Origin of the sequence: Dethiosulfatarculus sandiegensis, from assembly GCF_000931935.2 — a bacterium.
GTDB lineage: Bacteria > Desulfobacterota > Desulfarculia > Desulfarculales > Desulfarculaceae > Dethiosulfatarculus > Dethiosulfatarculus sandiegensis.
On the sequence record NZ_AZAC01000078.1, the window covers coordinates 19,604 to 45,614 of the forward strand.

19 protein-coding genes and 1 CRISPR repeat array are annotated in these 26,011 nt (G+C 51.7%); of the genes, 12 read left to right on the top strand and 7 right to left on the bottom strand.

The window, feature by feature from the left end:
- The first annotated feature begins 49 nt into the window (after nt 1-49).
- Nucleotides 50-940, top strand: coding sequence for a DUF4198 domain-containing protein (locus tag X474_RS23905; protein WP_044352589.1), 891 nt, complete (start codon nt 50-52; stop codon nt 938-940).
- Nucleotides 941-1,514: 574 nt separating this feature from the next.
- Here X474_RS23905 and X474_RS23915 read toward each other — a convergent pair.
- From X474_RS23915 to X474_RS23925, 3 genes are all read right to left on the bottom strand, one after another.
- Complete coding sequence (locus X474_RS23915) at nt 1,515-3,593, bottom strand: TonB-dependent receptor (RefSeq protein WP_044352592.1); 2,079 nt, start codon at nt 3,591-3,593, stop codon at nt 1,515-1,517.
- Nucleotides 3,594-4,000: 407 nt separating this feature from the next.
- Nucleotides 4,001-5,035, bottom strand: coding sequence for a helix-turn-helix transcriptional regulator (locus tag X474_RS23920; protein WP_082464615.1), 1,035 nt, complete (start codon nt 5,033-5,035; stop codon nt 4,001-4,003).
- 252 nt (nt 5,036-5,287) lie between these two features.
- Complete coding sequence (locus X474_RS23925; protein ID WP_044352594.1) at nt 5,288-6,523, bottom strand: anaerobic sulfatase maturase; 1,236 nt, start codon at nt 6,521-6,523, stop codon at nt 5,288-5,290.
- Between the two features lie 312 nt (nt 6,524-6,835).
- On the opposite strand from X474_RS23925, the gene X474_RS23930 reads away from it, so the two are divergent.
- Together X474_RS23930 and X474_RS23935 are read left to right on the top strand one after the other, a co-directional pair.
- Complete coding sequence (locus X474_RS23930; RefSeq protein WP_044352596.1) at nt 6,836-8,443, top strand: sulfatase-like hydrolase/transferase; 1,608 nt, start codon at nt 6,836-6,838, stop codon at nt 8,441-8,443.
- Nucleotides 8,444-8,819: 376 nt separating this feature from the next.
- On the top strand, nt 8,820-10,319 hold the full coding sequence (locus tag X474_RS23935) for a trimethylamine--corrinoid methyltransferase (protein WP_044352597.1): 1,500 nt from the start codon (nt 8,820-8,822) through the stop codon (nt 10,317-10,319).
- Here X474_RS23935 and X474_RS23940 read toward each other — a convergent pair.
- Entirely contained in the window at nt 10,310-10,732 is a 423-nt protein-coding gene (locus X474_RS23940; RefSeq protein WP_197282255.1) for a GNAT family N-acetyltransferase, read from the bottom strand. The genes X474_RS23935 and X474_RS23940 overlap by 10 nt on opposite strands.
- Nucleotides 10,733-10,812: 80 nt before the next feature.
- Entirely contained in the window at nt 10,813-12,348 is a 1,536-nt protein-coding gene (locus X474_RS23945) for a 7TM diverse intracellular signaling domain-containing protein (RefSeq protein ID WP_044352600.1), read from the bottom strand.
- Between the two features lie 282 nt (nt 12,349-12,630).
- On the opposite strand from X474_RS23945, the gene X474_RS23950 reads away from it, so the two are divergent.
- The 8 genes from X474_RS23950 to cas2e all read left to right on the top strand — a co-directional run bounded on the left by X474_RS23950 (nt 12,631) and on the right by cas2e (nt 21,684).
- Nucleotides 12,631-15,309 carry a CRISPR-associated helicase/endonuclease Cas3 gene (locus tag X474_RS23950; RefSeq protein ID WP_052515586.1) on the top strand — a complete coding sequence of 893 codons (2,679 nt, stop codon included), beginning with the start codon at nt 12,631-12,633 and terminating at the stop codon, nt 15,307-15,309.
- Nucleotides 15,310-15,796: 487 nt separating this feature from the next.
- Nucleotides 15,797-17,398 carry a type I-E CRISPR-associated protein Cse1/CasA gene (casA, locus tag X474_RS23955; protein WP_044352601.1) on the top strand — a complete coding sequence of 534 codons (1,602 nt, stop codon included), beginning with the start codon at nt 15,797-15,799 and terminating at the stop codon, nt 17,396-17,398.
- Between the two features lie 24 nt (nt 17,399-17,422).
- On the top strand, nt 17,423-17,968 hold the full coding sequence (gene casB, locus X474_RS23960) for a type I-E CRISPR-associated protein Cse2/CasB (protein WP_052515587.1): 546 nt from the start codon (nt 17,423-17,425) through the stop codon (nt 17,966-17,968).
- Nucleotides 17,969-17,996: 28 nt separating this feature from the next.
- Nucleotides 17,997-19,067: a type I-E CRISPR-associated protein Cas7/Cse4/CasC gene (gene cas7e / locus X474_RS23965; protein WP_044352602.1), complete on the top strand. Its 1,071-nt coding sequence runs from the start codon at nt 17,997-17,999 to the stop codon at nt 19,065-19,067.
- A gap of 3 nt (nt 19,068-19,070) precedes the next feature.
- Complete coding sequence (gene cas5e / locus X474_RS23970) at nt 19,071-19,814, top strand: type I-E CRISPR-associated protein Cas5/CasD (RefSeq protein ID WP_044352603.1); 744 nt, start codon at nt 19,071-19,073, stop codon at nt 19,812-19,814.
- A 1-nt stretch (nt 19,815) separates the two neighbouring features.
- Nucleotides 19,816-20,493, top strand: a complete 678-nt coding sequence (cas6e, locus tag X474_RS23975) for a type I-E CRISPR-associated protein Cas6/Cse3/CasE (RefSeq protein ID WP_052515588.1) — start codon at nt 19,816-19,818, stop codon at nt 20,491-20,493.
- The gene (gene cas1e, locus X474_RS23980; RefSeq protein WP_156360915.1) at nt 20,490-21,410 is read left to right on the top strand and encodes a type I-E CRISPR-associated endonuclease Cas1e; all 921 of its coding nucleotides are present in this window, start codon (nt 20,490-20,492) and stop codon (nt 21,408-21,410) included. Before cas6e ends, cas1e begins: the two co-directional genes overlap by 4 nt.
- Complete coding sequence (cas2e, locus tag X474_RS23985; RefSeq protein WP_044352604.1) at nt 21,391-21,684, top strand: type I-E CRISPR-associated endoribonuclease Cas2e; 294 nt, start codon at nt 21,391-21,393, stop codon at nt 21,682-21,684. The genes cas1e and cas2e overlap by 20 nt, the downstream gene beginning before the upstream one ends.
- Nucleotides 21,685-21,761: 77 nt before the next feature.
- Nucleotides 21,762-23,438: direct repeats of the CRISPR family, unit length 29 nt; unit sequence GTGTTCCCCGCATACGCGGGGATGAACCG.
- Nucleotides 23,439-23,614: 176 nt separating this feature from the next.
- Here the strand turns inward: cas2e and X474_RS23990 are convergent.
- Nucleotides 23,615-23,836: a hypothetical protein gene (locus X474_RS23990; protein WP_044352605.1), complete on the bottom strand. Its 222-nt coding sequence runs from the start codon at nt 23,834-23,836 to the stop codon at nt 23,615-23,617.
- Between the two features lie 267 nt (nt 23,837-24,103).
- Entirely contained in the window at nt 24,104-25,471 is a 1,368-nt protein-coding gene (locus X474_RS23995; RefSeq protein ID WP_044352607.1) for a sigma-54 interaction domain-containing protein, read from the bottom strand.
- Between the two features lie 198 nt (nt 25,472-25,669).
- On the opposite strand from X474_RS23995, the gene X474_RS24000 reads away from it, so the two are divergent.
- Nucleotides 25,670-25,987, top strand: a complete 318-nt coding sequence (locus X474_RS24000) for a sulfurtransferase TusA family protein (protein WP_044352608.1) — start codon at nt 25,670-25,672, stop codon at nt 25,985-25,987.
- Nucleotides 25,988-26,011: the final 24 nt, after the last annotated feature.

The following is a 26,011-nucleotide window of genomic DNA, read 5'->3' on the forward strand; positions in this document are numbered from 1 at the left end:
GTATGCACGAAAATTAGGCAAAAAATTCAAACAGATCTGGGAGAGATTTATGAAAAAACTAACGACACTTGTTTTGGGCCTGGCAATGCTGTTTATTGCCGAAAGCGCCTCGGCTCACATGTTCTGGGTAAATGCCTTTAAGTCTGAGCATCACTTCCCCAACTATGTGACCACAACCATAGGTTATGGGCATGCCTTGCCAATCGACGACTTTTTGATAAGCGGCAAGGATACCATCAAGGTGGGTGAATATTTTGTGGCGGGGCCCAAAGGTAAACGCTCGGACCTGCATTTGGCCAAGCCCGCCTATTACAAGCCTGAGCCCTTGAGCAAAGGACTTTCGGCCCAGCCCGGAAGTTTGAGCGCCAACAAAATCATTCTTTCCAAAGACGCGGCCAAGGGCACCTACCAGGTGGCGGCAGTGGTTGAGCCAACCTGCTTCACCATTTATAAAAACCAAAAAGGCAGAACCAAATTCGCCTTAAAGGGCATGGATGAAATCAAGGACCTGAAAAAAACAATACTTGGCATGGCCTGCTTTTTTAGCGGCAAATCTTTTTTCACGGTAGGGTCCTGGACCAAGCCCGAGCCCTTGGGGCTGGATCTGGAAATCCTGCCGCAAGATGACTTAAGTGACGTTCATGTGGGAGACCTGGTGAAATTCCGGGTGCTCTTAAACGGCAAGCCGCTTTCCAGCTCCTTTAAAGGAATTGAATCCATCAGCGCCCAGAGCCCCTCTTTCGGAGCCTCGGATGGAAACGAAATAACCTGCAAGTTGCATAACGGCATGGGCAAAATTCGGGTTCCCGCAGCAGGACAGTGGGTGGTCAAGGTTTGGACCCAAAAAAAGGTCAGCCAGGACCCCAAAATGGCTAAATTCAAAAACAAGGCCCAGGTGCTCTACTATGCTTCCAGTGTGACCTTTTCCGTAAAGCCCTAAGGTAATAAAAAACAAGCCGGGAAAAAGTAATGCTCGGTGGTTTTTCCCCTCTGGCATTCTTTTCCCGGCCAACCAAACCAGCCCCTTCCCATCTTTGAAATTCCCCCAAGCCCCTCCCGTTTAAACCATTTCATCCCAACCCAACCCGGGCCTGATTATGCTTAGTTCGAAATCCTTCCAAGCAAGGTTAATTACCCCGTATTAAACACCACGTTTTAGGGCCTTTGGTCAGTTAAATTATCAACTGGCCTCACCTAATCCGCCTTTGAACCGGGCCGGTTTATAAAAGCCATGCTTGTGTGGGCAAGAAAAGACCAAGGCATATAAAAAAACAGGCTGCCCAAAAGCAGCCTGTCAGGTGCGAGTCTGTTTTTAAAAAACCGCATATGAACCCCCAGGTTATTATTAAACCATTGGCCGCCCTTTCCAACCTCTCCCTGCCCAGTAGAAAGGCTGATTTGAACGGCCATTGGTTATGGCTATTCCGCCTGCGCCCTATGTCTGCCTATCGTAAAAACCCGGCATGGTACACTTGGACGCAGGCGGAACAGAAAAACTTACAACTCAGCGAAAACTAAAAACGCGCGCTCAGCTCAATACCCACAGTTCTAGGCGGACCGTCTATAACAGCGATGTCGGAATCGCTCCAGAAGCGTTTGTCAGTCAGGTACTCTTTATCAAAAAGGTTCCTGCACCAGAGGTTCACAGCCCAGTTATCCGTCTCGTAACCAAGCTTCAGGTTAAAGAGTGCATAGCCATCGCATTCGATATCGTTTTCAGGATCTGTGTAATAGGAACTAACCCCGCTCATATCCAGGCGACTGAAGACTCCGGAGTCATGCCGGTACTGGATGCCTGCACTATAGGTGTATTGGGGGGCAAAGGCGAGGGTGTTGTCTTTGTAATCATATAAACTGGTTCGCCAGTCCGTGAACTGGGCATCCACAAACCCGAGCCCGGCAAACAGATCCAGGCCCTGGACAGGTCTGGCCTTGACACTAAGCTCAAACCCAACCGAGCGGGCGCCGTCGGCATTGTCAATCCAGCGGTCGTTCATGACCACCTTTTTGACCTGCTTATCACTGACTTCCTGCCAAAATGCCGAGAAATTCACTATAAGGCGGTCATCCAACCAGGATGTTTTGGCGCCGACCTCATAGCTCCACATTTCTTCGATGTCGTATGTGAAAAGATCCTTACTTGACCCAAAGGATGTATTGAAACCTCCGGCAAGAACTCCCTTGCTCACAGAGGCGTAAACCATGGCCTCTTCAGTCAGATCATAGGCCAGGGACATCTTGGGCAGGACTTCGGTATTTTCTATGTCATCCTCAAAGTGAAAAGGCGTTCCATAATAGTTTTTATAGTCCTGCTCACCCTCCAGATTGGTATGATCCAGCCGAAGTCCAACCGTAAGGTGCAACTCTTCTATAAAGGAATAGGTAACCTGACCAAAGGCGGCCATATTTTGAGATTTCACCTCAGATACGCGGTCATCGCCCATACGCCAGGCCAACATGTCGATTTGCTTGGTCACATCAGTGTCCTGGAGCATACCGTAGAACCCGGCCAACCATTTCCACGGACGCCTGCCTTCGGGAGAAGAGATGCGGAATTCCTGGGTATAGGCGTCAAAATCTTTTGTCATGTGATATTCCATATCACCGGTCGAGGCCGAACCAGAGGTCAGGTCACCATCCCCATCATAGGTGTGTGAAAAGTTGGTTCTGGTTGTGATGGAAACAAAATCATAGGCCCTTGCCTTATAATCCACTCGCAGGGCCTGGGTGTTTCCGTCTCTTTCATTGTTGTTGGGACCGTTGTAATCAATCTTGTAACGGTCAGTCTTGCCAATGCCCTGATCAATGCGGAAAGAACCATCTTCATCGTCGTAATTAAAATAATCGGCGGTCAAAGAAACAGTGAACGCCTCGCTCACCAGCCAGCGCAAGGCGCCTCGAAGGCTTAAGTGCTTTATACCGGAGGCATAATCATCGGTATATTCGTTTTCCATGTAGCCGTCTGAGTTTCGGGTGGCGACTGCCGCATTGAACAGAAGCTTATCCTGGACCAGGGGCAGATTTGCCTTACCGGTAAAATCATATGTATTGAATGAACTGTATCCGCCCCTTAAGCTGGCGGAATATTCATTGTTTGGCTTCTTGGTGGTGATATTGACCACGCCGGTCTCGGAATTACCACCATAAAGGGTCCCCTGGGGTCCGCGCAGCACTTCCACGCTCTCCAAGTCAAAGAGATCAGGGTTCCGCATCTCAGCCGCCAGGTAGTTGACCCCATCAACATAAAAACCGGAAGGAGCCCAGAGCAGGCTGTCCGGCCCTTTCAGCCCACGAAAAACGATCCGGTTAATTCCGTAGTTGCTGTTCGAGTAGATATTGGGCATGAGACTCGTCAGATCGGCAAAAGACTTGCTCCCCGAGTCCTCGATCTCAACATCTGAAAAAGCGTAAACACTTGCCGTAACCTTCTGTATATTCTCCGCCTCCTTTCGGGCAGACACCGTAACCTCCCCAAAGGAATAAGTCTTTTCTTTTTCAAAAGAGCTGTTCGTGTCCGGCTTTTTTTCCGCATAGACTGAAGAGCTCAGAAGGCAGCTTAGTAAAAGGGTTATTATAATTGGCTTTATTTTCATGTAAGGATCTCCCCTTGGCATTTATTTGATTATTTTTTTCGTTGTCTAATTTTTTTTACTTTCCCTTAAAAACTGTTCATAGATAGCAAACAGGGCGAGCGGGTTCTACCCCGAAAGGTTGTAATTTTTACCAAGGTCAGAAAGCGTAGTTGCGGCGGGGAATCCTAAAATTTTAGTTAGGATGGATGTGATTTTACAAAAACAGAGATGGGGGTCTCTAGTGTTGGAGAAAAATTTACAGGCTCTACCAAAGATGGGGGAAAACAGGGCGGGTTAAAGGCCCAATGATTTCTCTTTCCTGCCCGACCACACAATCGTAATTAGAAACAATTCGCGTATTTCGTTTCAAGGACAGGAGGTATCGATCAGGGCTGTCACCGCTGTATTCAGCGGGCGCGCCCGTTTATTCAGGAAAACAAGCGTCCGGGATTTGTCCGGGATGTTGCGGCCGCTACATGAAAACCCTTATTACGAACCTCACGCAGGTAAGCTCCTGGATTGATGCTGAACAGATTATGAAAGGCACGGCAGAAATGAGAAGGATTGGAATAGCCCACAGCGCAGGCCACTTCGCAGACATTAAGTTGCCCCTGGGTTAAAAGATTTCGGGCCAGATCCATGCGTGCATTTCTATGGCAATTATAAATACTGGTCTTAAACAGGAAACGAAACCCCTTTTTAAGCTTGAACTCATTGATGCCGACTTTAGTGGCCAGTCCTTTGATGCTGGGGGGAGACGCAGTGAGATCCTGTAACAGCAACTCACGGGCATAGTGTATTTTCTCAACATCCTGGCCGGAAAGAGGGATCTCCCCCTTATCTGTGGCATCCTCAATAATCAAGGAAAGGGAATCGCAGACAATATCAAGGGTTCTGCTTTCGGCAAACAGCATCTCCAGAGGAGCGTCATAGGGGGAATTGCATAATTGCCGAAGGGCCAACTTTGCGCCTGCGGAGGTGGTTTCTGAGTGAACACAAAAATGGCCCTGCCCGTTTTCCACAAATCGGCGGATTGCCCGGGATTGCCCGGCATCATCCTGTCTGAAGTGCCTTTGTAAAAAGGCCTGGTTCAACCTGATATATGCGCACCCGAAATTACGGCCCTCACAAGAGCGGAGCTCACGGTTCACCTCTGTTCCGGTCACCACCATCATCTCTCCGGATTTTAGGTCGAACTCTTGACTGTGGGCTTTGACCCTGGTGACTCCCTCCAGTTGATAAATAAACCACAGGCACGGCTCTGTATCGTAGCAGCAGATGGAATGGGACTTGCGCTGTCTCCCTCTTTCCACAGCCGCCATTATTCCATTAAAGAGGTATACAGTGGCCTCAGCCAGCGGAATTGGATCCAGGCGGACCCGTCTGGGAACTTCGCAGCCCTCGCTGGCCATTTTTGAAAGAAGACAATGGCGATGTCCGTGTTTGACAGGCAAGGTATCCATACTCTAAGTCTAGGTTGATTTTTGGATCATTAATTTTATTTACAGGTCCAAACTAATGAAAGATACCACACTTGACAAGGTTTATCGTAATTTGGCCTTAAAAATCTCTGACACTCCAGGATATTAAACAATCAAGAAGACATAGGGAAGACTTCCAGACTGGTTAATTTAATCCGGTGAAGCCGGGCCAGCGGTATTGCCGCGTTTCCCGGGCGCGGCAAAACGCCTGTGTGACCTGAAGAGAGATCCTATTCAGATGGCCGATGGCATGCCTTGCCGATTCAAGATCTGCATGATGCGGGAAACGGTTCTTCCCTCCAAAAGCAGATCGGCCATGATGCCTAAGTAAGGGGCCATATGAGTAAAAATCCGCTTATAGGCCTCGCACAGATAACTCAGGCCAAGTCCGCCTTCAGGTGTTGGGGTGAATCTGTTCTTGGGACAGTCGCCATGACAAGCGGGGCGGACTTCACACCCAAGACAACACTCCGGCAGGCTCTCCCATTTGTAATTCCCGAAACGACGCTGCGGCTTTGAATCCATAAGCACGGGCAGTGGAGTTTCCATGATGTTGCCGAGCCTGTGAGCCGGATACACATAGTGGTCGCACGAGTAGAGATCGCCGTTATGTTCCAACACCGGGCCCAGGCCGCATCGCGGTGAAAAGTTGCAAAGGCCCGACCCTGCACCGAGCCAGTTGGCAAGAGCCACTTCAAAGAACTGCACAAAAACCCTGCCCACATCATGGCGCACCCAGTGGTCAAAGATGCTGATGTAAAAATCCGCCAAACGCCTGGGATCGACACTCCACGGGGTCACCTGAGTGTGGGCGGCGGATCCAGAATAAAACGGCGGCATGGCGAAACCCATTCCCAGCCCGACAGCAAAATCGTCCGGCCTGCGCTCCACCGCCGGAATGAACTGCATATGACCCTGGCCGATATTTTTAAGAAATCGATAGACCTTCAAAGGGTGGAGGGAATTATGATCATTCACTACAGTGAGGGTGTTGAAAGACACTCCATGCTTGGCAAGCAATTCCACGCCAGACATAACCAAATCAAAAGTGGGCTGCCCGCTTTTGGTTACCCGGTATTGGTTGTGAATTTTCCGCGGCCCGTCAATGCTCAGGCCAACCAGAAATCCGTTTTTTCTGAAAAAGGCACACCATTCATCGGTCAGCAGGGTGCCGTTGGTCTGGATGCTGTTGACCACCTTTTTTCGACCGGCGTATTTTCTCTGCAGCGAGACCACCAATTTGAAAAACTCAACCCCAAGCAAAGCCGGCTCGCCGCCTTGCCACACGAACTGAATCTCCCCGCTCTCCTGACAAGCTATGTACTGTTGAATAAAGGTCTCAAGAACTTCAAGCGGCATCTTCCATGGGGCGGGGCTGTCATACAGGCTTTTCTTTTCCGTGTAATAACAGTAGACGCACTTTAAGTTACATGCCGCGCCCACAGGTTTTGCCATTACCTGAAAATGCATGTGACCGCCCACAGCCCAAACCGGTGACAGAAAAATCAATCATATTTTTCATTATCAATCTACCATGATGCGCCGTTCACCCTCAAATGAACCCACCCGGCATGGCAAAGGCAAGGCCGGAAAAAGCCTTTATATGCCATGGGCAATGAATGTTAGAATGAAATTGCATGCGGTCTCTAAAAAAATAGTAATAAAGGGAGGTTGATCGCCCAAGCCACACCTTTTTTCCGGCAGGCGATATTTAACCGGGTGACGGAAGTGAGCCCCATGCTTTAAGTCGGGTTTTTAGAAGCTTATCCGGAGCCGATGGAGATGAACCGACGTGATTTCATGAAATGGTTGGCGGCAGTTGGCGCATCCACGGCCTTGGGCGCCTATCCCCAGAGCGGGCACGCTGTTGATAAGCCCCAGCGGCCAAATTTCCTGGTAATCTTAACCGACCAGGAGCGTCATCACCTGCATTGGCCCCAGGGCTTTACCAAAAGGCACATGCCGTCTTGGGGCAGGCTGCAAAAAAACGGCCTGACCTTCAACCGGGCTTATTGCGCGGCCACCCAATGCTCCCCCAGCCGGGCCTGCATACTGACTGGGCATTATTCCAACCTGAACCAAGTTCCCTCCCTTGCGTTCCCCGGCGGCCTGCCAAATAAAACCGTACTGCCGAACATCGGGTCATGGCTGGCGGATAAAGCCGGTTATGAAGTGGTGTGGAAAGGCAAATGGCATTTGAGTTATCCGATTGGGTTTAAGGGCGGTCCGCCGGACGGCGAGGTCTGGACCGAAGCCGATATCAAAGCCATGGAAGAAAACTATGGCCTGGCCCAATGGAACCCGCCGGAGGCAGGCAACGATGTCACCAACAGCCTAAAGGCCAGAACCACCTTGGGGGGAGGAAACGCCAACAATGACGGCCGCTTCGTGCAGGGTTTAAACCCGGATAATCCCAAGCAGACCAAGGGAATGGGCCAAAGCGCGATTGAATACATAAGGCAACTGGGCAGAACTCCCAAGCAAAAACGAAAACCGTTTTGCCTGTTCGTTTCCCTGGTCAATCCCCACGACATCGCCTATTTCCCTAACGGATGGGATGAAGGAGGATACGATCTCGCTGATTTCAAGGATCTTGGTATAGGCCTGCCGCCCAATATCAAAGACGACCTTTCCACCAAACCCGGCATCCAGAAAAAACTGTTGGAGTATCTGGAAGGCGAAGCGCCCTTGGCAAGTGATGCCGAGCGGCTTGATTACGTGAATTTCTACGCCCATTTGCATCAGGTGGTCAACGGCCCCATTGATGCCTTGCTAAACGCCATGGATTCAGCCGGCCTCACCAGGGACACCATTATCATCCGCACCGCGGACCACGGAGAAATGTGCCTGTCGCACGGCCTCAGGGAAAAATCCTACGTGGCCTATGAAGAGGCCATACATGTGCCTTTAACCATTTCAAACCCCGAGTTGTTTCCCAAAACAGCAACCACAGACGCCATCTATTCCCATGTGGACCTGGCCGCCACCATGGCCCACCTGGCCGGGGTTCCCGGATTGGGGGTGGGCAAGAGCCAGGTTCCGGTCCTCCTGAACCCTGACGCTTCGGTGCGGCAAGACGCACTCTTTGCCTATGACGATTACTTCTTTTTGCCCAAAAACTCGCCGGCCTCCCACATAAAGGCCCTTCGCGACGAACGGTATACCTATGCGGTGTATTACTCGGCCGACGGAAGCTTATTTGAATACGAACTTTATGATAATCAAAACGATCCGTTACAAATGAATAACCTGGCCTTTAATCCCTCGCCATCAACCCTTGACCTGATAAAAATACTTCACAAAAGGCTCACCCAAAGGATCAGGGAAAACATGGCCCAACCTAAGGGGTTCAATTGGCCCACTGATCCGCTGAAAACAAAAACCGCCTAAATGCAGGCACACAAGAAATATCATAACCAATGCGGTTTATAGGCAAGGCACATCTTGACTAACGGCCCAAGTAATTTCACACTAAATAAATAGATCATTACAAGGCATTACCCTGCCCCTAATTCATGAGTGGTCTTTTGCAAATTAAGAGCAGATCAAAACATCTTCAACTTTTCGCCATGAGCAACAAGGCGACTATTCTAAACCGCTTTTCCCTTAATTACACCTGACTTAAACAATCGGAAAAATACAGAATTTATCCTGGTTAAAAACATAACGATCTTACAAAACCAAAAGCCTGATTCAGTCAGCGGCTGAATACCATCCGGATTTTTCACTTAACTGCCTCAACCCACCAGGCCGGGAGGTGGCGAGAATGCGTCAAAGAAAGAAAAAGATCCTCACCCTGTATGACGCGGCTGTTTCCGCTGAACAAAAATACGAGTTTCAAAACGCCAAAAAGGCCTACAAGAAAATTGTGCACCTGTATCCGGAAAGCACAGAGGCTGAGATCGCCCGAGACCGCATGGGGGATATGGACGATCTCAGCAATGAAAAAAGGCTCTACCGCAGGATAAACCGCAATGCCCGGCGCATACTCACCGAGATCGGTATTGATTTCAGCAATACACCGCGGATCATGGATATCCTGGCCCGGGCCGATGCCATTGATTTTGAAAGTGACAAGGCGCTGTTCATACCCATAAGGGAAGATTATCTGGACTATTGCCTGGATCAGGCGCCCACAGACATGGATGCGGACCCTGGTGAAAACGCCTTTGGCACCGGCGCAACCCCTCCTTTTCTGTTGAGGCCGGAAAGGGACGATCTGGCCCCGGCCAACCGACAAGAGTTCGAGGCTATTGTGGAAAAGGCGGTTGAATTCACAGACAGCCTCGGCATATTCAGCCAGCCTGTGGCCACGGACAAATCCATCACGGATATAGAAAGCGCCAAACTGATGGACGGCTTCCCGGACCTGAAAATGATACAGACCCGCAATATGACAGATAAAGAGGCGGCTTTCTTCAGCGGGCGGGAAGACTGGCTGGACGGCACCAGCCTGATAACCTCGCTGGCGGTTATGCCCACCATGGTTAATTCCTTTGTCCGAAGCGCTGAGCTGGGCAACAACCTTTTATTACTGGACCTTACCATTGCCGGTTCCTCCGGCCCCATGAGTCCGGAGGCGCTTCTAACCCAGGTTCACGCCCAGGTGTTGTTCATGATGCTCCTGGCCCAGACCATCAACCCCGGCATCACCTGTGTGCACGGCGGCATACCGGATGTGCTCGGCATCGGAGGCGATCTGGGCTACAGCGATCCGGGCCAGCCTTTGATCAACTCATCCATGGCCAGGTTGAACATGTGGATCACCGGTTTTCCCTCGGCCCAATCCGGCGGCAGCACCAGTATCCTGAAAGACATAGAAGCCGCAGTTAATGAATCCGAGATGAGCAGGAACACCTTGCGTGAATATGGTGTGCACATTTTGCGCCATGCCATGGGGACCATGGGCAGCCTTAACTTCTTCAGTCTGGAAAAGTTCATCGAAGACTGTAAAAGGGAGCGAGCCGCCCGCAAGGTGTGGCTGAAAATGCGCCATGACTTTATGGTGCCGCTTTATGTTCCGGAAGATAAACAGGTGGTTAAGGGTATAAGAGAGATAGCTGAAAAAGGCGGGCCCAAAAACGCTGACCACACCCTCAACAATGTGGACGCCTTTTACAAATGGCGGCGAAAACTCATCGAGATGGCGGACAAAAGAGATTATTTCCCAGATCTTATGGATACTGTTCGCAATGAAAGAGACCGGCTTAAACGCACAACCCCGGAGGAAAGGGCAACCCAGTTACAGGAGACTTTTTATGATTGAGATAGCGGGGAGGCCGCGCCGGTATATTCCATTAAGGTTTCCCTGTGGCCCGTGTGCGGTTCCGGTCTTTCTTTTTTAGCGGTAAATCCGCATTTTACATAGAACCCCAGTGCAGTTGTGTTTTCACTGTATACGCAAAGATCAATTTTTCTCCGCAGAGATTTCGCCTTATCCATAAGCCTTGTGCCAATACCCTTACCCTGATGATCAGGATCGACAAACAACGCGGCCAGGGTGTTTTCGTAAAGAGAAAAAAATCCCAATACCTGGTTATTATCCTCAAGCACATAGGTCTCGGACCCGGGGATATAGACCTCGCGCATGTCCTTGACATGACTCTGCCAGAATTCTTTTTCCACGAAATCATGGGCCTTTATGGAGGCCCTTAACCATATATCCAAAACAGAATCCATATCGGATTCTCTAAAAAGCCTTATCACAGAAACTTTTCCTTCCAGAGCGTGTGAATCAAAAGCAAAAAAACATAGCCTGATCAGTGTTTCTTTTTTTTCTTATCCGGATCATACTCAGTTTGCTTTGCCAGCACCTGTTCCGCATAGGCTGGGTAAAGTTTTTTAAGGCAATCCGGGCAGATGCTGTGGGTAAAGCTGGCTTCCGAATGTTGGCTGATATAGTCCTCCACCTGTTGCCAATATTCCTCTTCGTTTCTGATCTTCTTGCAATTGGCGCAGATCGGTAAAAGGCCGCTCAATTGCTTAACTTCGGTCAAGGCTTTTTCCAGTTCCCGGGTGCGCTCGGCCACCTTTTCTTCCAGGCCTTCGGCAAGCTGCTGCTCCGCCTCCAGGGCGCGGGCCAAAGCTTCTTCTTTTTGCCTGTTAAGCACGTTTATGCGGTCGGCCAGGGCCAGGCTCAGCAAAATAATCTCCAACATGGAGGCCATGCGCCAGGCATAGCGGGTGAAAAAGGAATTGGGGATCAGCCCCAGGTACATATCCAGCATGAAGACTGTGGCTCCGGCCAGGACCAAAAGCCAGGCAACCAGAAAATAACGAGCTCTTTTAAAGCCCAAAAACCAAAAACGAAAACCGGTAAAGATGATAACCGGAATAGATATAAGCCAGGCCAGGCGCACCGGGGCTTTGTAATCAACCAGGGGCAAAAAGCAGGACATAATGGTATTGAAGACGCATAAGGCGGCTATGGCCATGAATATCTTGAATAAAATTGGAGCATTCTTGCGGCAGTTGAAAAAGGAGCAGGCAAAAAGGACCACGAACAGGCAGGTGGTGGTATTGGCAATACGCGCTCCCCACACCTGTTGCCAGGGATTTTCCGGCCAGATAAACTGCTGCCCCAGGCCGTCCAAATACACCCACAGGCTCATGAAAGAGGCGGCATAGAGCACATAGAGCAGGTAGTTGGTGTCTTTTAAGGAAAAATAAATAAAAAGGTTATAAAAAATAGCCACCAAAAAGGCCGCATAAAAAAGGCCCAGTAAAATGTATTCATAGGGGAATTTCGCTACAAAACTTTTGGCATCAAAAAGAGTGAGCGAAGTCTCTAAAATGGCCTGGGTCTCTAACTTTAAATAGATAGTGGTTATACCGGCGGGCTTGACCTTGAAACTGAAATTCGGGTGCCGGTGATAATAATCCCTTTGGCTCATGGGATGCATGTCACCGGTAATTTTTTCCTCAAATTCACCTTTTTCATCTAAAACAAACAAAGTGGCGTGGTTTATGGTGGAGGTGCCAAGCTCCAGGACCATCTCTTTCGCCAGGGATTGTCTGTTCTCAATTTTGATTTTCAACCAGCACACCTCGTCAGGCATCACACCCAGGTTAAGAGGCTTGCCGCCCGAGGGCTTGAACCTTTTTTGCATATCAGGCCCGAGGATTTCCTTTAAACCTATTTTAGATGAGTTATCAACCAGATAGGCATAGTTACCAGCCAAGTCATAACTGGACTCAGAAGGGTTCAGTATAAGCGGGGCCGCATCCTGGGCATAAGCCGGGAGGGAAAGGAGCAAAACCAGCAACCCCAAAATGACTCGGCCAAAAGCCATCATCTTTCCCCACCCCCCAATTCACGGTAGGCAAAATAATATATTTCCATCATAAACCTATAACTTACAGATAGGCCATAGATAGTCAAACTCCGAAACCAAAGGGGAACAATTAAGGGACAGCTATCCATTGACCTTTGAGGTGACTTAGCCAAAAAATTAAAAGTTTGAATACAAAAACCTGGAGTTTTAACAGATACTGTGATTGAATGACCAGTCTGTAAAAACTTCTTAATATTAACAATATAACTATTATTTATTACTTGGCCTCAGGGCAACCGTTTCATGAAAGCATATTGGCCCTATTGGGCAAAAATATCAAACTTCCAGGAAAACAATCCAACCAACTGGCATTTACTGCCTTTTCACCTCATGGATGTGGCGGCGCAAGGCCTTCTGCTTTTAGAGCGGGACAAAACACTTGCCAACCGCTTAAGCAAGCTGCTTAAGCTATCTTTAGAAAAACTTAAAAATTTAATAATCTTCTTTTTCTGTCTGCATGACATTGGCAAGTTTGCCGATACGTTTCAAAGTAAAAACCCGGAGCTTTACCAGAAACTCCTTAACCGCACCCACCCCAAGGCAGGAAACAACAATCATGCAGAAATAGGCTACTATATTTGGAAAAAATATTTAGCTGCCAACCTGTTTGAAATACTCTCCCAAAATCATCCGGACCTGGAGGCCTATGACCTGGAGGATTTACTTATCCCCTTGGCCAGGGCGGTTATGGGGCATCACGGAGCCCCGCCTTCCTTGGAAAGCGATTGCCTGGAAGACAGCCTCACTGCCGAAGACAAAAAGGCGATTACAGACTGGTTCAACACGCTATGTGAACTGGCCACCTTGGATTGGCTGGAGGATCTTCTGCATAATTATGATGAAGAAAGCCTCATAATTGCCTCCTGGCTTGTGGCCGGGATGGTGGTTTTCTGCGACTGGCTCGGCTCAAACCCGAATCATTTCCCCTATCATAACCAGCCGATTGAACCCGGGGAATATTTTGAATCCATAGCCAAAAAATCAGCCCGGCAGGCGCTTGAACGCGAAGGCCTGATTCCCCCGCCTGTTGCGCCTGTTCAGAACCTGGCAAAATTATTCCCCGGCTTCACCTCCCCCACTCCCTTACAGGCAAAGGCCGAGCAATGGGAACCCACAGAGAGCCCTCAACTGGTGATCATTGAAGACGCCACCGGTGCGGGCAAAACAGAGGCCGCCCTGCTCATGGTCAACCGGCTCATGGCCCATGGGGCAGGGCAAGGTTTTTTCTTTGCCCTGCCGACCATGGCGACCAGTAACGCCATGTACAGCCGCATGGCCCATGTTTACGGCCGCCTTTTTCAGGAGACCACGGAAGCCAAAGCCTCATTGGTGCTGGCCCATGGCTCAGGCAGGCTGCAGACCAAATTCTTAAGGCAAAAAAACAGATCAAACAAAAACCCCCTTGAACAGGATGCCTTTTGCGCCGCCTGGTTGGCGGACAACCGCAAAAAAGCCCTTTTGGCCCAGGTGGGTATTGGCACCATTGACCAGGCCCTTATGGGGGTGCTTGCGTTGCGTCATCAATGTTTGCGGCTTTTGGGACTTAGCCGCAACCTGCTGCTGGTGGATGAGGTGCATGCCTATGACTCATACATGCACGGACTGTTATGCAATCTGCTTAAATATCAGGCCGCGTTTGGGGGCAGTGCGATCCTGCTCTCTGCCAGCCTGCCCCAAAAGACTCGCCAGGAACTGGTCGACGCCTTTAACCGGGGCCTCAAAAACCCGCCGATCCAACTGAAAGAAGATCATTATCCCCTGCTCACCTGGAGCGCCCGGGGAAAGGTCCGGGAGATAAAGACGCCTGCCTGGAAGCGCAATCAAAGAAAAGTAAGGGTGGATTTTGTTTCCGATAAGGAGCAGGTTCTTGAACGCATCTTAAGCGCAGCCGAACAAGGCCATTGTGTGTGCTGGATAAGAAACACCGTGGCCGATGCCTTTGATGCCTGGAAAACGCTGAAAGATAAAATCCCTCCTGAAAACCTGCATCTGTTTCACGCCCGTTTTCCCTTGGGCGACCGCCTGGCCAGGGAGGAGAAGATACAAAACCTTTTCGGAAAGAACAGCACTCAAGAGCAAAGGGCGGGCCAGGTGCTTGTAAGCACGCAGGTGATAGAACAATCCCTTGATGTGGACTTTGATGTGCTGATAAGCGATCTGGGCCCCATAGACCTGATCATCCAAAGGGCCGGTCGTCTGCAAAGGCACCCCAGGCCCTACCGCACCCTGGAACCGATTCTCATAATCCATGCCCCGGAGTTCACCGAAGAGCCCGGGGAAGACTGGTATAAAAAGCCCTTTCCCAAAGCCGCCTTTGTTTATCCGGACCATGCCAGGCTTTGGCTCACAGCCAGGGGGCTTAAACAAAAAGGTTTTATCCAGGTTCCGGAAGGGGTGCGGGAACTGATGGAAGGGGTTTACGGCCCGGAGGTGGAAGAGCAAATCCCTTGCGGTTTGCAAGCCTCTTTTTATGAAGCTGAAGGGAAGTCTCTTTCCCATCAGTCCGTGGCTTATTTCAACCGATTAAACCTGGAAGAAGGCTATGCCGCCCAGGGAGACAAATGGTTGGACGATCAAAACGCACCGACCCGTTTAGGCGAGAAAAGCACCAACCTTTATCTGGCCAAGTGGGATGGCGGGCGTTTGACTCCCTGGTACAAGGAAACTGACCCACTCCATGCCTGGGCCATGAGCCAGGTGAATGTGGCGGCTTACAAGGTGGAAGGCCCGGCTGAGTATGAAGAGCCTATTACAGACGCAATAGAAAAAACCAAGGAGTCGCTCCCTGACAAGGGGAAATTTTCCGTTCTGCTTCCCCTGTTTAAGGACCCTGTTACCGGCTGTTGGCAGGGTGAGGCGCGGGGTTCCGGCGGGAAAAAGGTGGCCCTTATCTGCAGCAGGGATTTTGGGGTTGAGATTTAAATCAGGCCAACTGCCTGTTGTGTTTACATGACCCGATAGAGCATGATAGGTTCAATCAGTTTCTTTCTCTTTACAACCAAAGTAAAAAGCCAGTAAGTTCCCCATGTTGTGGGGATGAACCGTGTTTGTAAAACAAAAAGAGCCATGTTCCCCGCTCTGCGGGGATAAACAACTAAGAAGAAAGTTTTGTTTTCATCTAAGCCAATAGAAGGAGGCATTTAACAATAAAACATGTAACTAAAGCAAATTAGTTACATAATTTTTTTACAAAAAACTGACTACTTTCAACATCATTTTTCACATTTCGTGTTTTATTTTAGAAACACTTTACTTCCTACCTATCTTCATGATATCCCTACAGACATAAACTTTTGACTTGAGCCATCCCCATGTCTAGAAGGCAAGTATTTAGCTTCAAGTTAAAACCCGACAATCAAAAAACTATTTTTAGTTTTGACCATAACTTATTGTTATAGGGGGGAGTAAAATGGATTCCAACCTCTTACGCATTCCCTGGATTCCGGTAAAGCGCCTAAGCGGCAAAAAAGAAATAATAGCTCCCTGGCAGATCACCGACAATTTTCAGAATGACCCCATAATCGGCATTGAGTCTCCCAGGCCTGATTTCAACGGCGCGTTGAACCAATTTCTCATTGGCATTTTACAGACAACCTGGGCCCCTGAATCAGAAAAAGCATGGCGAAAAATTCTCACCAAACCGCCCTCTCCCCAGGAACTCAAAGACAGCTTTTCCAAATTAGAACCATACTTTAATTTGCTAGGCAACGGCCCCCGCTTTATACAGGACTTTGACCTTACAGACGGCGCCGAACAAAACGTATCCAACCTGCTTATAGAATCTCCCGGCGGAAACACGGAAAAAAACAATGCAGACCTTTTTATCAAAAGGGGCCAGGCAACCAGGCAATGCCCCCATTGCCTGGGCACGGCCCTTTATTGCATGCAGATCAACGCACCTTCAGGCGGCGTGGGGCACCGCACCTCATTACGCGGAGGCGGTCCTTTAAGCACCATTATCCTGGCAAACACCCTGTGGGAGACGGTCTGGGCCAATGTGTTGCCCAAAAGGGATTTTGAGGCCCTGGCCGGGAACCCGCAAAAAACCAACCCCCAGGATATCTTTCCCTGGCTGGCCCCCTGCCGCACCAGCGAGGCCAAAACCGGCCAGGCCACCCTGCCCCAGGACACCAACCCCTTGCAGATGTACTGGGCCACCCCCAGGCGCATTCGCATAATCGATCAGGAACCGGAACAAGGGGTCTGCGAGATCTGCGGGCGCATGAGCCAACACCTCACAAGCGCCTATCAAACCAAAAACTATGGGGTGAATTATGAAGGAGCCTGGCAGCACCCCCTGACCCCCTACACCAGGGATAAGAAAGGCATGCCCATTGCCAGACACCCCCAGCCCGGCGGGATGGTTTATCGCCATTGGCTGGGGCTGGTCATAACCGATGCCGAGGGCAACACCCGACCGGCTAAAGTTGTGCAGCACTTTTTAAATCAGCGCCGCTTTCGGCTTTTGCAGAAACCCCAGGGCAGCCACAGCCCCAGGCTTTGGTGCTTTGGCTTTGACATGGACAATATGAAAGCCCGGTGCTGGTACGAAAGCACCATGCCCCTGGTGGATATAGACAGCCAACACATGCCCCTTTTGGAGAAAAACATCTCCCGCCTGGTTCGGGCGGCTGATCTGGCGGTCTGGCTCTTGCGCACCAACCTGAAAAAGGCCTGGTACAAAAGGCCGGGCGATGCCAAAGGGGATTTCTCCATCATAGACCAGCGCTTTTGGCAGGAAACGGAAAGCAGTTTCTATGAAGCCCTGGAGCAGGCAATCCAGCTGGTGGAAGAAGGCCGGGACACCGAGGACCTCCGCAGGGAATGGCTAAGGCTCTTAAGAAACAAGGCGCTTGAGATCTTTGATTCCCTTTCCCAGACCGGCCATTTTGAGGCAGTGGAGCCCAGAAGGGTGGCCCTGGCCCGTCTGGACCTGGGAAAGGCCCTGAACGCCACCTCCAAAATAGGCAAAATCCTGGACCTTACAAATAAAAAAACCAAAGCAGCATAATCCCGTTCCATAAAGGAGGGCTTTATGAAAAGCAAAAACAACATCAACTTCTCCTATCCGGACCAAACGGATACCCGGATCTTTTTAGAATGGTGGGAAGATCTGGTCAACAGCTCGGCAGACAGGGCCTGGCTGCGCAGGTCGCGCAGCCCCGGCGAGTTGGCCATGTGCCCGGCGTATCACTCCCTTTTGGCCCGTTACAGACAGGCCGAGCTTAATGTCAACAAATGGAACGGCCCCAAGCTGGCTGTAATGGCCGGACTGGCCGCCCATGTAAAGGGCCGGGTGGAAGACACGCCCCTGGCCAAACAGATGGCCCTGCCCCCCAAAAAAGGGGACAACCCCAGGGTGAGCGAGCTCCGCTTCAGGCGCATCTTAAGCAAAACCACTTTGGATGATCTTTATCTGCCCATGTACAGGGTTTTGCGCATGTTGGACGGGGTCTGCGACCTTTGGGATCTGGCCAGATCAATTTACTGGTGGGAAAAAAACACCCTCAACCAACAAGGGAAGCAGGATACCCGCACCCGTTGGGCCGTGGAATATTACAGCCACCTCAAGACCAAATAATCATCTCTTATGTAAAAGGATATAAATCATGAGCCGGTTCATTCAATTGCATATGCTTACCTCTTATCCCCCCGCCAACCTCAACCGCGACGACCTGGGCCGCCCCAAAACTGCGATCATGGGCGGAGCCCAGCGCCTGAGGATTTCCTCCCAATGCCTGAAACGCACCTGGAGGACCTCTCCGGTGGTGGAGGAGGCCCTTAAAGGCAATTTGGGCCAAAGGACCCGCCGCATGGGCAGGGTCCTTTTGGGAAATCTTTTGGAAAAAGGGATTGATAAAGAAAAGGCCGTGGCATGCACCTCCGCCTTGGTCGAGTTCTTCGGCACCATAGAAAAACCCAAAAAAGGCGACGATAAGCCAAAAGAAGAAAAACTCCTGGATATCAAGGAACTTTTCTTTTTCAGCCCGGAAGAAAAAAAGGCCATGGAGGAAATGGCTCTCCGCTATTTGGAAGAGGGAAAACTGCCGACTGAAAAGGATTCCAAAGAGATCATGGGTCAGACCCAAACAGCGGTGGACCTGGCTTTGTTTGGCCGCATGGTGGCCAAACAACCCGCTTACAATGTGGAGGCGGCGGCCCAGGTTGCCCATGCCTTGAGCGTGCACGAAGTGGCTGTGGAAGAAGATTTTTTCAGCGCAGTGGACGAACTCAACGAGGGTGAGGAAGACATGGGCGCAGGCCACATTGGCGAGACCGAATTTGCAGCCGGATATTTTTATCTCTACGCCTGCATCAACTACGACCTTTTAGTCAAAAACCTGGGCGGCGACCGGGAACTGGCCGACAAGGGCATCCGGGCCTTTGTGGAGGCCATGGCCACCAGCGCGCCCAAAGGCAAAATCAACTCCTTTGGCAGTTATGCCTATACCAGTTACTGCCTGGCGGAAAAGGGCTCCCGCCAGCCCCGCTCCCTTTCCGTCTCCTTTTTGAATCCCGTAAAAAGCAAAAACATGCTCACAGAGGCCATATCCGCCCTGGAAAACACCAGAGACGACATGGACGCAGCCTACGGGCCTTGCGCGGAAGATTCCTATGTCATGAATGTTCCGGAAAGAAAAGGCACTCTGCCTGAACTTCTGGACTTTATCGCCGGGTGAGCCATGAAAAATTATCTATATTTCAGATTATACGGCGCCATGGCCTCATGGGGTGAAACAGCAGTGGGCACAAAACGGCCCACTGCCCTTCATCCCGGCAAGGCCGCGGTTTTAGGGCTTTTGGCCGCCGCCCTGGGCCTGGACCGGGATCAGGATGAAACCTTCAGCCAAATGAGCCAAGCCTATGGGCTGGCGGTATTGGTTGAATCCGCAGGGTTGCCCCTGCGCGACTACCATACCGCCCAGGTTCCTGACAGAACACAACTAAAAAAAATGGGCGGGGCCAACACCCGGGCCGAGGAGCTGAGCGCTCCCAAACTGGGGACTATCTTGTCCTCCAGGGATTACCGCACAGATGGCCTTTATTACATCCTGCTCTGGCAGGCGGCTCCCAATCCGCCCTATGGCCTGGCCGAGTTGGCTGATGCCCTGAAAGAACCCAAATACCATCTTTACCTGGGCAGAAAGTCCTGCCCCTTGGGGCTTCCCTTGCAGCCCAAGGTGATACAAGCCACAGGCCTTAAACAGGCCTGCGGCCTATTGCCTGAGGATCTGCCCAAGCAATTTGAAAAATTAATCAAAGCAGAAGCCGGGGGGCTTTTTTGGGAAGACACGGGCCGGGAAGAGGCCATAAGGCCCCGGCTCACCAACCCGGTCAGGGATCTTCCCTTAAGCCGCCGGCGCTGGCAGTTTGCAGTGCGCCAGGAGCATTTCACACCCATCAGTGAGCTAAAAAGGGGGGACTGAAATGTACATAAGTAAGCTCACCTTTAACCCCAAGGCCTTGGAGACCCCGGATTTCTGGCAACTGGCCATGGGGCATGGAGAACTGGACCATAAAGTCATTTGGCAGGTCTTCTCTGACAGCCCGGAGCGGAAAAGGGATTTTTTGTTCCGCCGCATGCAGCAAACCGGAAACATCCCCCAATACCTGGCCATATCAGACCGCGCCCCTTTGCAAAACCCTTTATGGAATATCCAAACCAAGCCCTATGAACCCCGCCTCAGCAAGGGAACCAAACTGGGGTTTACCATGCGTATAAACCCGGTGGTCAAAAGAAGGGATGCAAACGGCAAACAGACCCGGCACGACCTGGTCATGGACCAAAAGCAAAAATTAAAAACAGCCGGGGTTGCCAGAGACAGCTGGCCCATGCAGGCCGAACTGGTGCAAAAGGCCGGGGTTGGCTGGCTTGAAAACCGGGCCGAGCCAAACGGATTTTCTTTTGCAAAAGATAAAATAAGGGCAGAGGGGTATCACCAAAAGCGCTTTTTCAAGGGCAGGAGGCCGGTCAGCTTAAGCAGCCTTGACCTGTCCGGCGAGCTTTTGATCACAGACGAGGAATTGTTTTTAAAGACCCTTTATCAAGGCCTTGGCCCGGCCAAGGGCTATGGCTTCGGCTTGGTTCTGGTCAGGCCCCTATGAGTGACATACTGCCCAAACTGAAGCCCTTGGCCATGAAGGAAAGGACCTCTATTCTTTTCCTGGAAAGGGGCAGGCTGGATGTGTTGGACGGCTCTTTTGTCCTGGTGGATAAAAACGGGGTGCGCACCCACATTCCCATAGGCAGCGTTGCCTGCCTTATGCTTGAACCGGGGATCCGGGTATCCCATGCCGCGGTGAGCCTGGCCGCCAGGGTGGGCTGCCTTTTGGTCTGGGTCGGAGAGGCCGGGGTGAGGGTCTATTCATCCGGGCAACCCGGCGGGGCCAGGGCGGATCGCCTTTTGTATCAGGCCGCCCTGGCCTCTGATCCCCAGGCCAGGCTCAAGGTTGTGCGCGAGATGTATAAGCTGCGCTTTGGCCAGGAGCCGCCGATCAAGCGCAGCGTGGAGCAGATGCGGGGAATCGAAGGGGCCAGGGTGCGGGAGATGTACAAACAACTGGCCCGTAAATACCGCATTGAATGGCATGGACGCCGCTACAACCCCCAGAACTGGGAAAGGGCCGATATTGCCAACAAATGCCTGAGTGCGGCCAATGCCTGCCTTTACGGCATAACCGAGGCCGCCGTTCTGGCCGCCGGTTATTCACCGGCTGTCGGTTTTATCCACAGCGGACGCCCACTTTCCTTTGTCTATGACATGGCAGACCTTTTCAAGTTCCAGACCGTGGTTCCGGTGGCTTTTCGCGTTGCCGCAAAAACCGGCGTTCTTTGGGAAAGGGAGGTGCGTCTGGGATGCCGGGATATGTTCAGGCAAACCAAGATTCTAAAGCGAATTATTCCAACTATTGAAAAGGTGCTGGCGGCTGGCGGCCTTAAGATGCCCAAAGCGCCGAAGGATTCTCAAGGTCCGGTCCTGCCGGAAGAAAAGAGTCTTGGCGATGCTGGTCATCGTAGTTGAAAACGCGCCCCCGCGCCTCAGGGGCAGGTTGGCGGTCTGGCTTTTGGAGATAAGGGCCGGGGTTTATGTGGGCAAGCTCTCCCAAAGGGCCAGGGAGATGGTCTGGGACAATGTAGCCACAGGCATTGAAGAGGGAAACGCTGTCATGGCCTGGACCACTAATACGGAACAGGGGTTTGATTTCCGCACCCTGGGCAAGAACAGAAGAGAACCCCTGGAGCTGGACGGTCTTAAACTGGTCTCCTTTTTACCCTTGGAAACCAAGGCAGATTAAGGCCTTAAAAAAGGCAAAATAATCGGTAAAAAAATCGCGTTCAAAAAACGCAATTATTTCAAGTGTTTTTAAGAAGAGTGTTCCCCGCATACGCGGGGATGAACCGGTGAAGCGCTTTCTACACAGTTAGAACGACAGGTGTTCCCCGCATACGCGGGGATGAACCGGCAAAACTTTGTATGTCTTACATAATCCTCGGGTGTTCCCCGCATACGCGGGGATGAACCGAATGGCCGCTCACTCATTTTTCCGACCACCATGTGTTCCCCGCATACGCGGGGATGAACCGTTGTTGACTTTTCTCGTCATACCAGACAGGCTGTGTTCCCCGCATACGCGGGGATGAACCGGCAATGGGAAAAAACAAGTGTTGACCTGGCAAGTGTTCCCCGCATACGCGGGGATGAACCGGAATATTTATCGTCACCAAAACAAACCGGCAGGTGTTCCCCGCATACGCGGGGATGAACCGCAATGTATCTTCGTTTTTTAAAAAACGAAGTTGTGTTCCCCGCATACGCGGGGATGAACCGGCCGGGGCTTTGGTTTTGGCCAAGGTCCAAAAGTGTTCCCCGCATACGCGGGGATGAACCGTCATTAGACACTGACCACGCCGTGGAAATAAGGTGTTCCCCGCATACGCGGGGATGAACCGACATATTATTAGGAAAAACTGAAGACTGGTCGGTGTTCCCCGCATACGCGGGGATGAACCTGGCCAAGAGGTTGAACGTGCCCCTGGTGTGGCGTGTTCCCCGCATACGCGGGGATGAACCGGTTTAAACCTTAAATACAAGCACGCGCTTAGTGTGTTCCCCGCATACGCGGGGATGAACCGATAACTAGTCCCGTGTTCGTCCTCGCATTCGAGTGTTCCCCGCATACGCGGGGATGAACCGCACAGAACAGGCAAAACGCGTTAGTGGTGAAGGTGTTCCCCGCATACGCGGGGATGAACCGCTTTGCGTTAGCGGGAGCAGGGGAGTGTCTAAGTGTTCCCCGCATACGCGGGGATGAACCGGCAACACATTAGTTAGATCATCGATTTGATTAGTGTTCCCCGCATACGCGGGGATGAACCGCACTTGAATGTTCCCTTTGTCGAACCTTTCAAGTGTTCCCCGCATACGCGGGGATGAACCTGCCACTGGAGCGCGCCAAAGGCGGTTAAGTTCCGTGTTCCCCGCATACGCGGGGATGAACCGTAATAAAATTTGGCAAAAAAGTTTAGTTTTGAGTGTTCCCCGCATACGCGGGGATGAACCGTATACGCGAGAATTCGAGGTATTAATGCCTATGTGTTCCCCGCATACGCGGGGATGAACCGCCTGAAAGACGGGAAAGCGCACGAACAGACATGTGTTCCCCGCATACGCGGGGATGAACCGAGATTGGTAAATCCCTTGATCTTACCTGGAAAGTGTTCCCCGCATACGCGGGGATGAACCGATTATGATGATTACACCTACATCCCTTTATTTGTGTTCCCCGCATACGCGGGGATGAACCGATATCGTTGAGGCTGCGGCGAATTATGCACGTGTGTTCCCCGCATACGCGGGGATGAACCGGCTGGCAACGCGATCTGAGCGGCGCTGTGCGCGTGTTCCCCGCATACGCGGGGATGAACCGGCTGGCAACGCGATCTGAGCGGCGCTGTGCGCGTGTTCCCCGCATACGCGGGGATGAACCGGCGGGCGATTGAGCCACCAACCACCCGCCAAGGTGTTCCCCGCATACGCGGGGATGAATCATAGCCCTATACCGGGGACTTCTTACCCCTTTCCCTTTTCCCCGCCCATGCAAGTCTCAAAACCCGCACTCCCCCCTCCCTGGCCTGGGCGGCTGGGTAAGGCCTTGAAAGCGGCGGGTGATTGAAAAACATCTTTCCCAAGCCGCCTTTTCGCCCCCGGCAAAAGCCTTTTTGGGCCTATTCCTCGTCGTGGCTGCACATTTCAATGGCGCGGCAGTCCGGGTCGCTCCAGCAGTCGGCTTCGCCTTTTTTGAAAAAGGCCACATAACCGGCCCTGGGCTCATAGATGTACTGCATGCCGCATTTGGAGCAGTCTGCATAGCGGGGTGCAAAGAGGCCGTCGTGCAGGATGGTTTCGGTGTGTTGACAATAGGGGCAGGTAATCTGTAACTGGCTCATGGTTAATCCTCCGGTTGGGGTTACCCCCCTTATTGGGGATTAACCAAATGATTTGCAGGGGTTGTGCCAATACAACCCATAATTGGATAGGTCATTCATTACTTGGGCTTAGCCGGATTCACCAACTCCCGTTTTAATAAATAATTATCTTGTACTTAACAGTTGTTGTTAACTTAGCGGCCGTTAATCTGGTCATAAACATCCTCTATTTTTTGGAGAAATATCCTTGGCCTGCTTTGGACAAACTTTGTGAAAACGGCCCTGTTGTCACCTTTGGTTTTCTTCCATTTTTTTCAGCCATTTCCACAAGGTAACCCGGCTCACACCCAAAAGGCGGGCCGCCTGGGTGCGATTTCCGTTGCATTTTTCCAGGGCCTGGCGCACTGAATCCTGGTCTGTTTTGGAGGGCCCGCCCGGTCTGCGGGTGCGCACCTTTACAGCGCCCTTTTTTTCGCCTCTAACCTCCCTGGGCAGGTGCTTGGGTTTTATCTCCCCGCCTTTACAGACCACAAAGCTGTATTCCAGCACATTTATCAGCTCCCGCACATTGCCCGGCCAGTTATAGGCCTCCAATAGTTCCAGCGCATCCCGGTCCACGCCCATGATGTTGCGGCCGGTGCGGCCCCTCAGCCTTTCCACCAGGGCCTCGGTCAAAAGGGGAATATCCCCCTTTCGCTCGCGCAAGGGCGGCACCTCGATGGGAATCACCGCCACCCTGAAAAACAGATCCTGCCTGAAAACGCCTTCAGCCACCTTGGCCCTTAAGTCCCGGTGGGTGGCTGATATAACCCGCACATCCACAGGTATGGGCTTATGGTCCCCCACCCTTTCCACCAGGTTTTCCTGCAACACCCTCAACAACTTAACCTGGGTGGAGGCAGGAAGATCCCCCACCTCGTCCAGGAAAAAATCCCCGCCCCGAGCCGCCTGGAAGCGGCCCATCCGGTCCCTGTCCGCACCGGTGAAGGCTCCCCGCACATGCCCGAAAAGTTCACTCTCCAAAAGGGATTCATTTAAGGCGGCGCAGTTAACCTTTATAAAGGGCTTATTCGCCCGGGGGCTTAAGCTGTGGATAGCCTCGGCCACCAGCTCCTTGCCTGTGCCGCTCTCGCCCAGGATAAGCACCGGGGCCTGGGACTGGGCAGCAGCCTGGATCAGTTCAAACAGCTCCAACATGGGGCGGCTGACTCCCAAAATCCCCTGAAAGGAGTTGTTGACCCCCATGCGGCGGCGCAGGTTTTCCAGCTCCCTTTCCTTGGCAGCCACAGCGCTCAGGTCGGTCAGGGTCTCCACCCCGCCCATGACCTCGCCCGAAGGGTCCCGCAAAAGGGCGGCGTTTTTAATAACCGGTACAAACCCTCCATCCTTGCGGGTCAAATTGCAGTGGCCGCGTTTGATGCCCCCCTGGCTGAACAGGGCGCAATGGTGCTTCCCGCCGGCGGTGATCACCCCGGCGCAGTGGTCACAGCCCAGTACAGTGCAGGGCCGCCCCACCAGCTCTTCCTGTTTATAGCCCAACATGCGCTCCAGGGCCGGGTTCAGGCTCACAATGGTGCCGTCCGGCGCAACCACCAAAAGCCCGTCTTCCATGGTCTCCACTATGGTCTGCCAATACTGGCCGTAATCCTGTTCCATGCCGCACCTGGTTAACAGTATAAATTTACAAAACTAACACTGGTTAACAGCAGTTTATCACAACTCACCCCTTTCTGGTTGCCGTTAAAAAACCCTGTCAATCTAACTAATTATAAAATACCTGCCCCGCACCTGGGAATCTGGCACACAGTTTGCCACTAACTATTGCAGCCAGGAAACCTCAAAGCGGAAGAGCCCATGCCCCTGAAAAACGGAGAACAAAAACCAATAAGGGATTTTGATGTAACCGAATGGCATGGCCCCTTGATGCTGCTCAAGGTGAAAAATTTTCTGGACCAGCTTGGACCAGGGCAAAAGGCCCGCATAATCGCCCCGACAAACAAAAGCGGCCACGAACTGCTGAAATTTATTCAAGCCATTGGCCATCAGCTCCTGGAGATCACAACCGCTCGGGGGAAACAGGTGTTTCTGGTCCGTCCGGTTCGGGATAACGCCTCGCAGGGCCTGGCCTGGCCCAAGCCCGACGAAAATCCGCCACCCCGTAAAGGCGGCTGAAGGCCTGCTGCGGGGCAGGTCTGC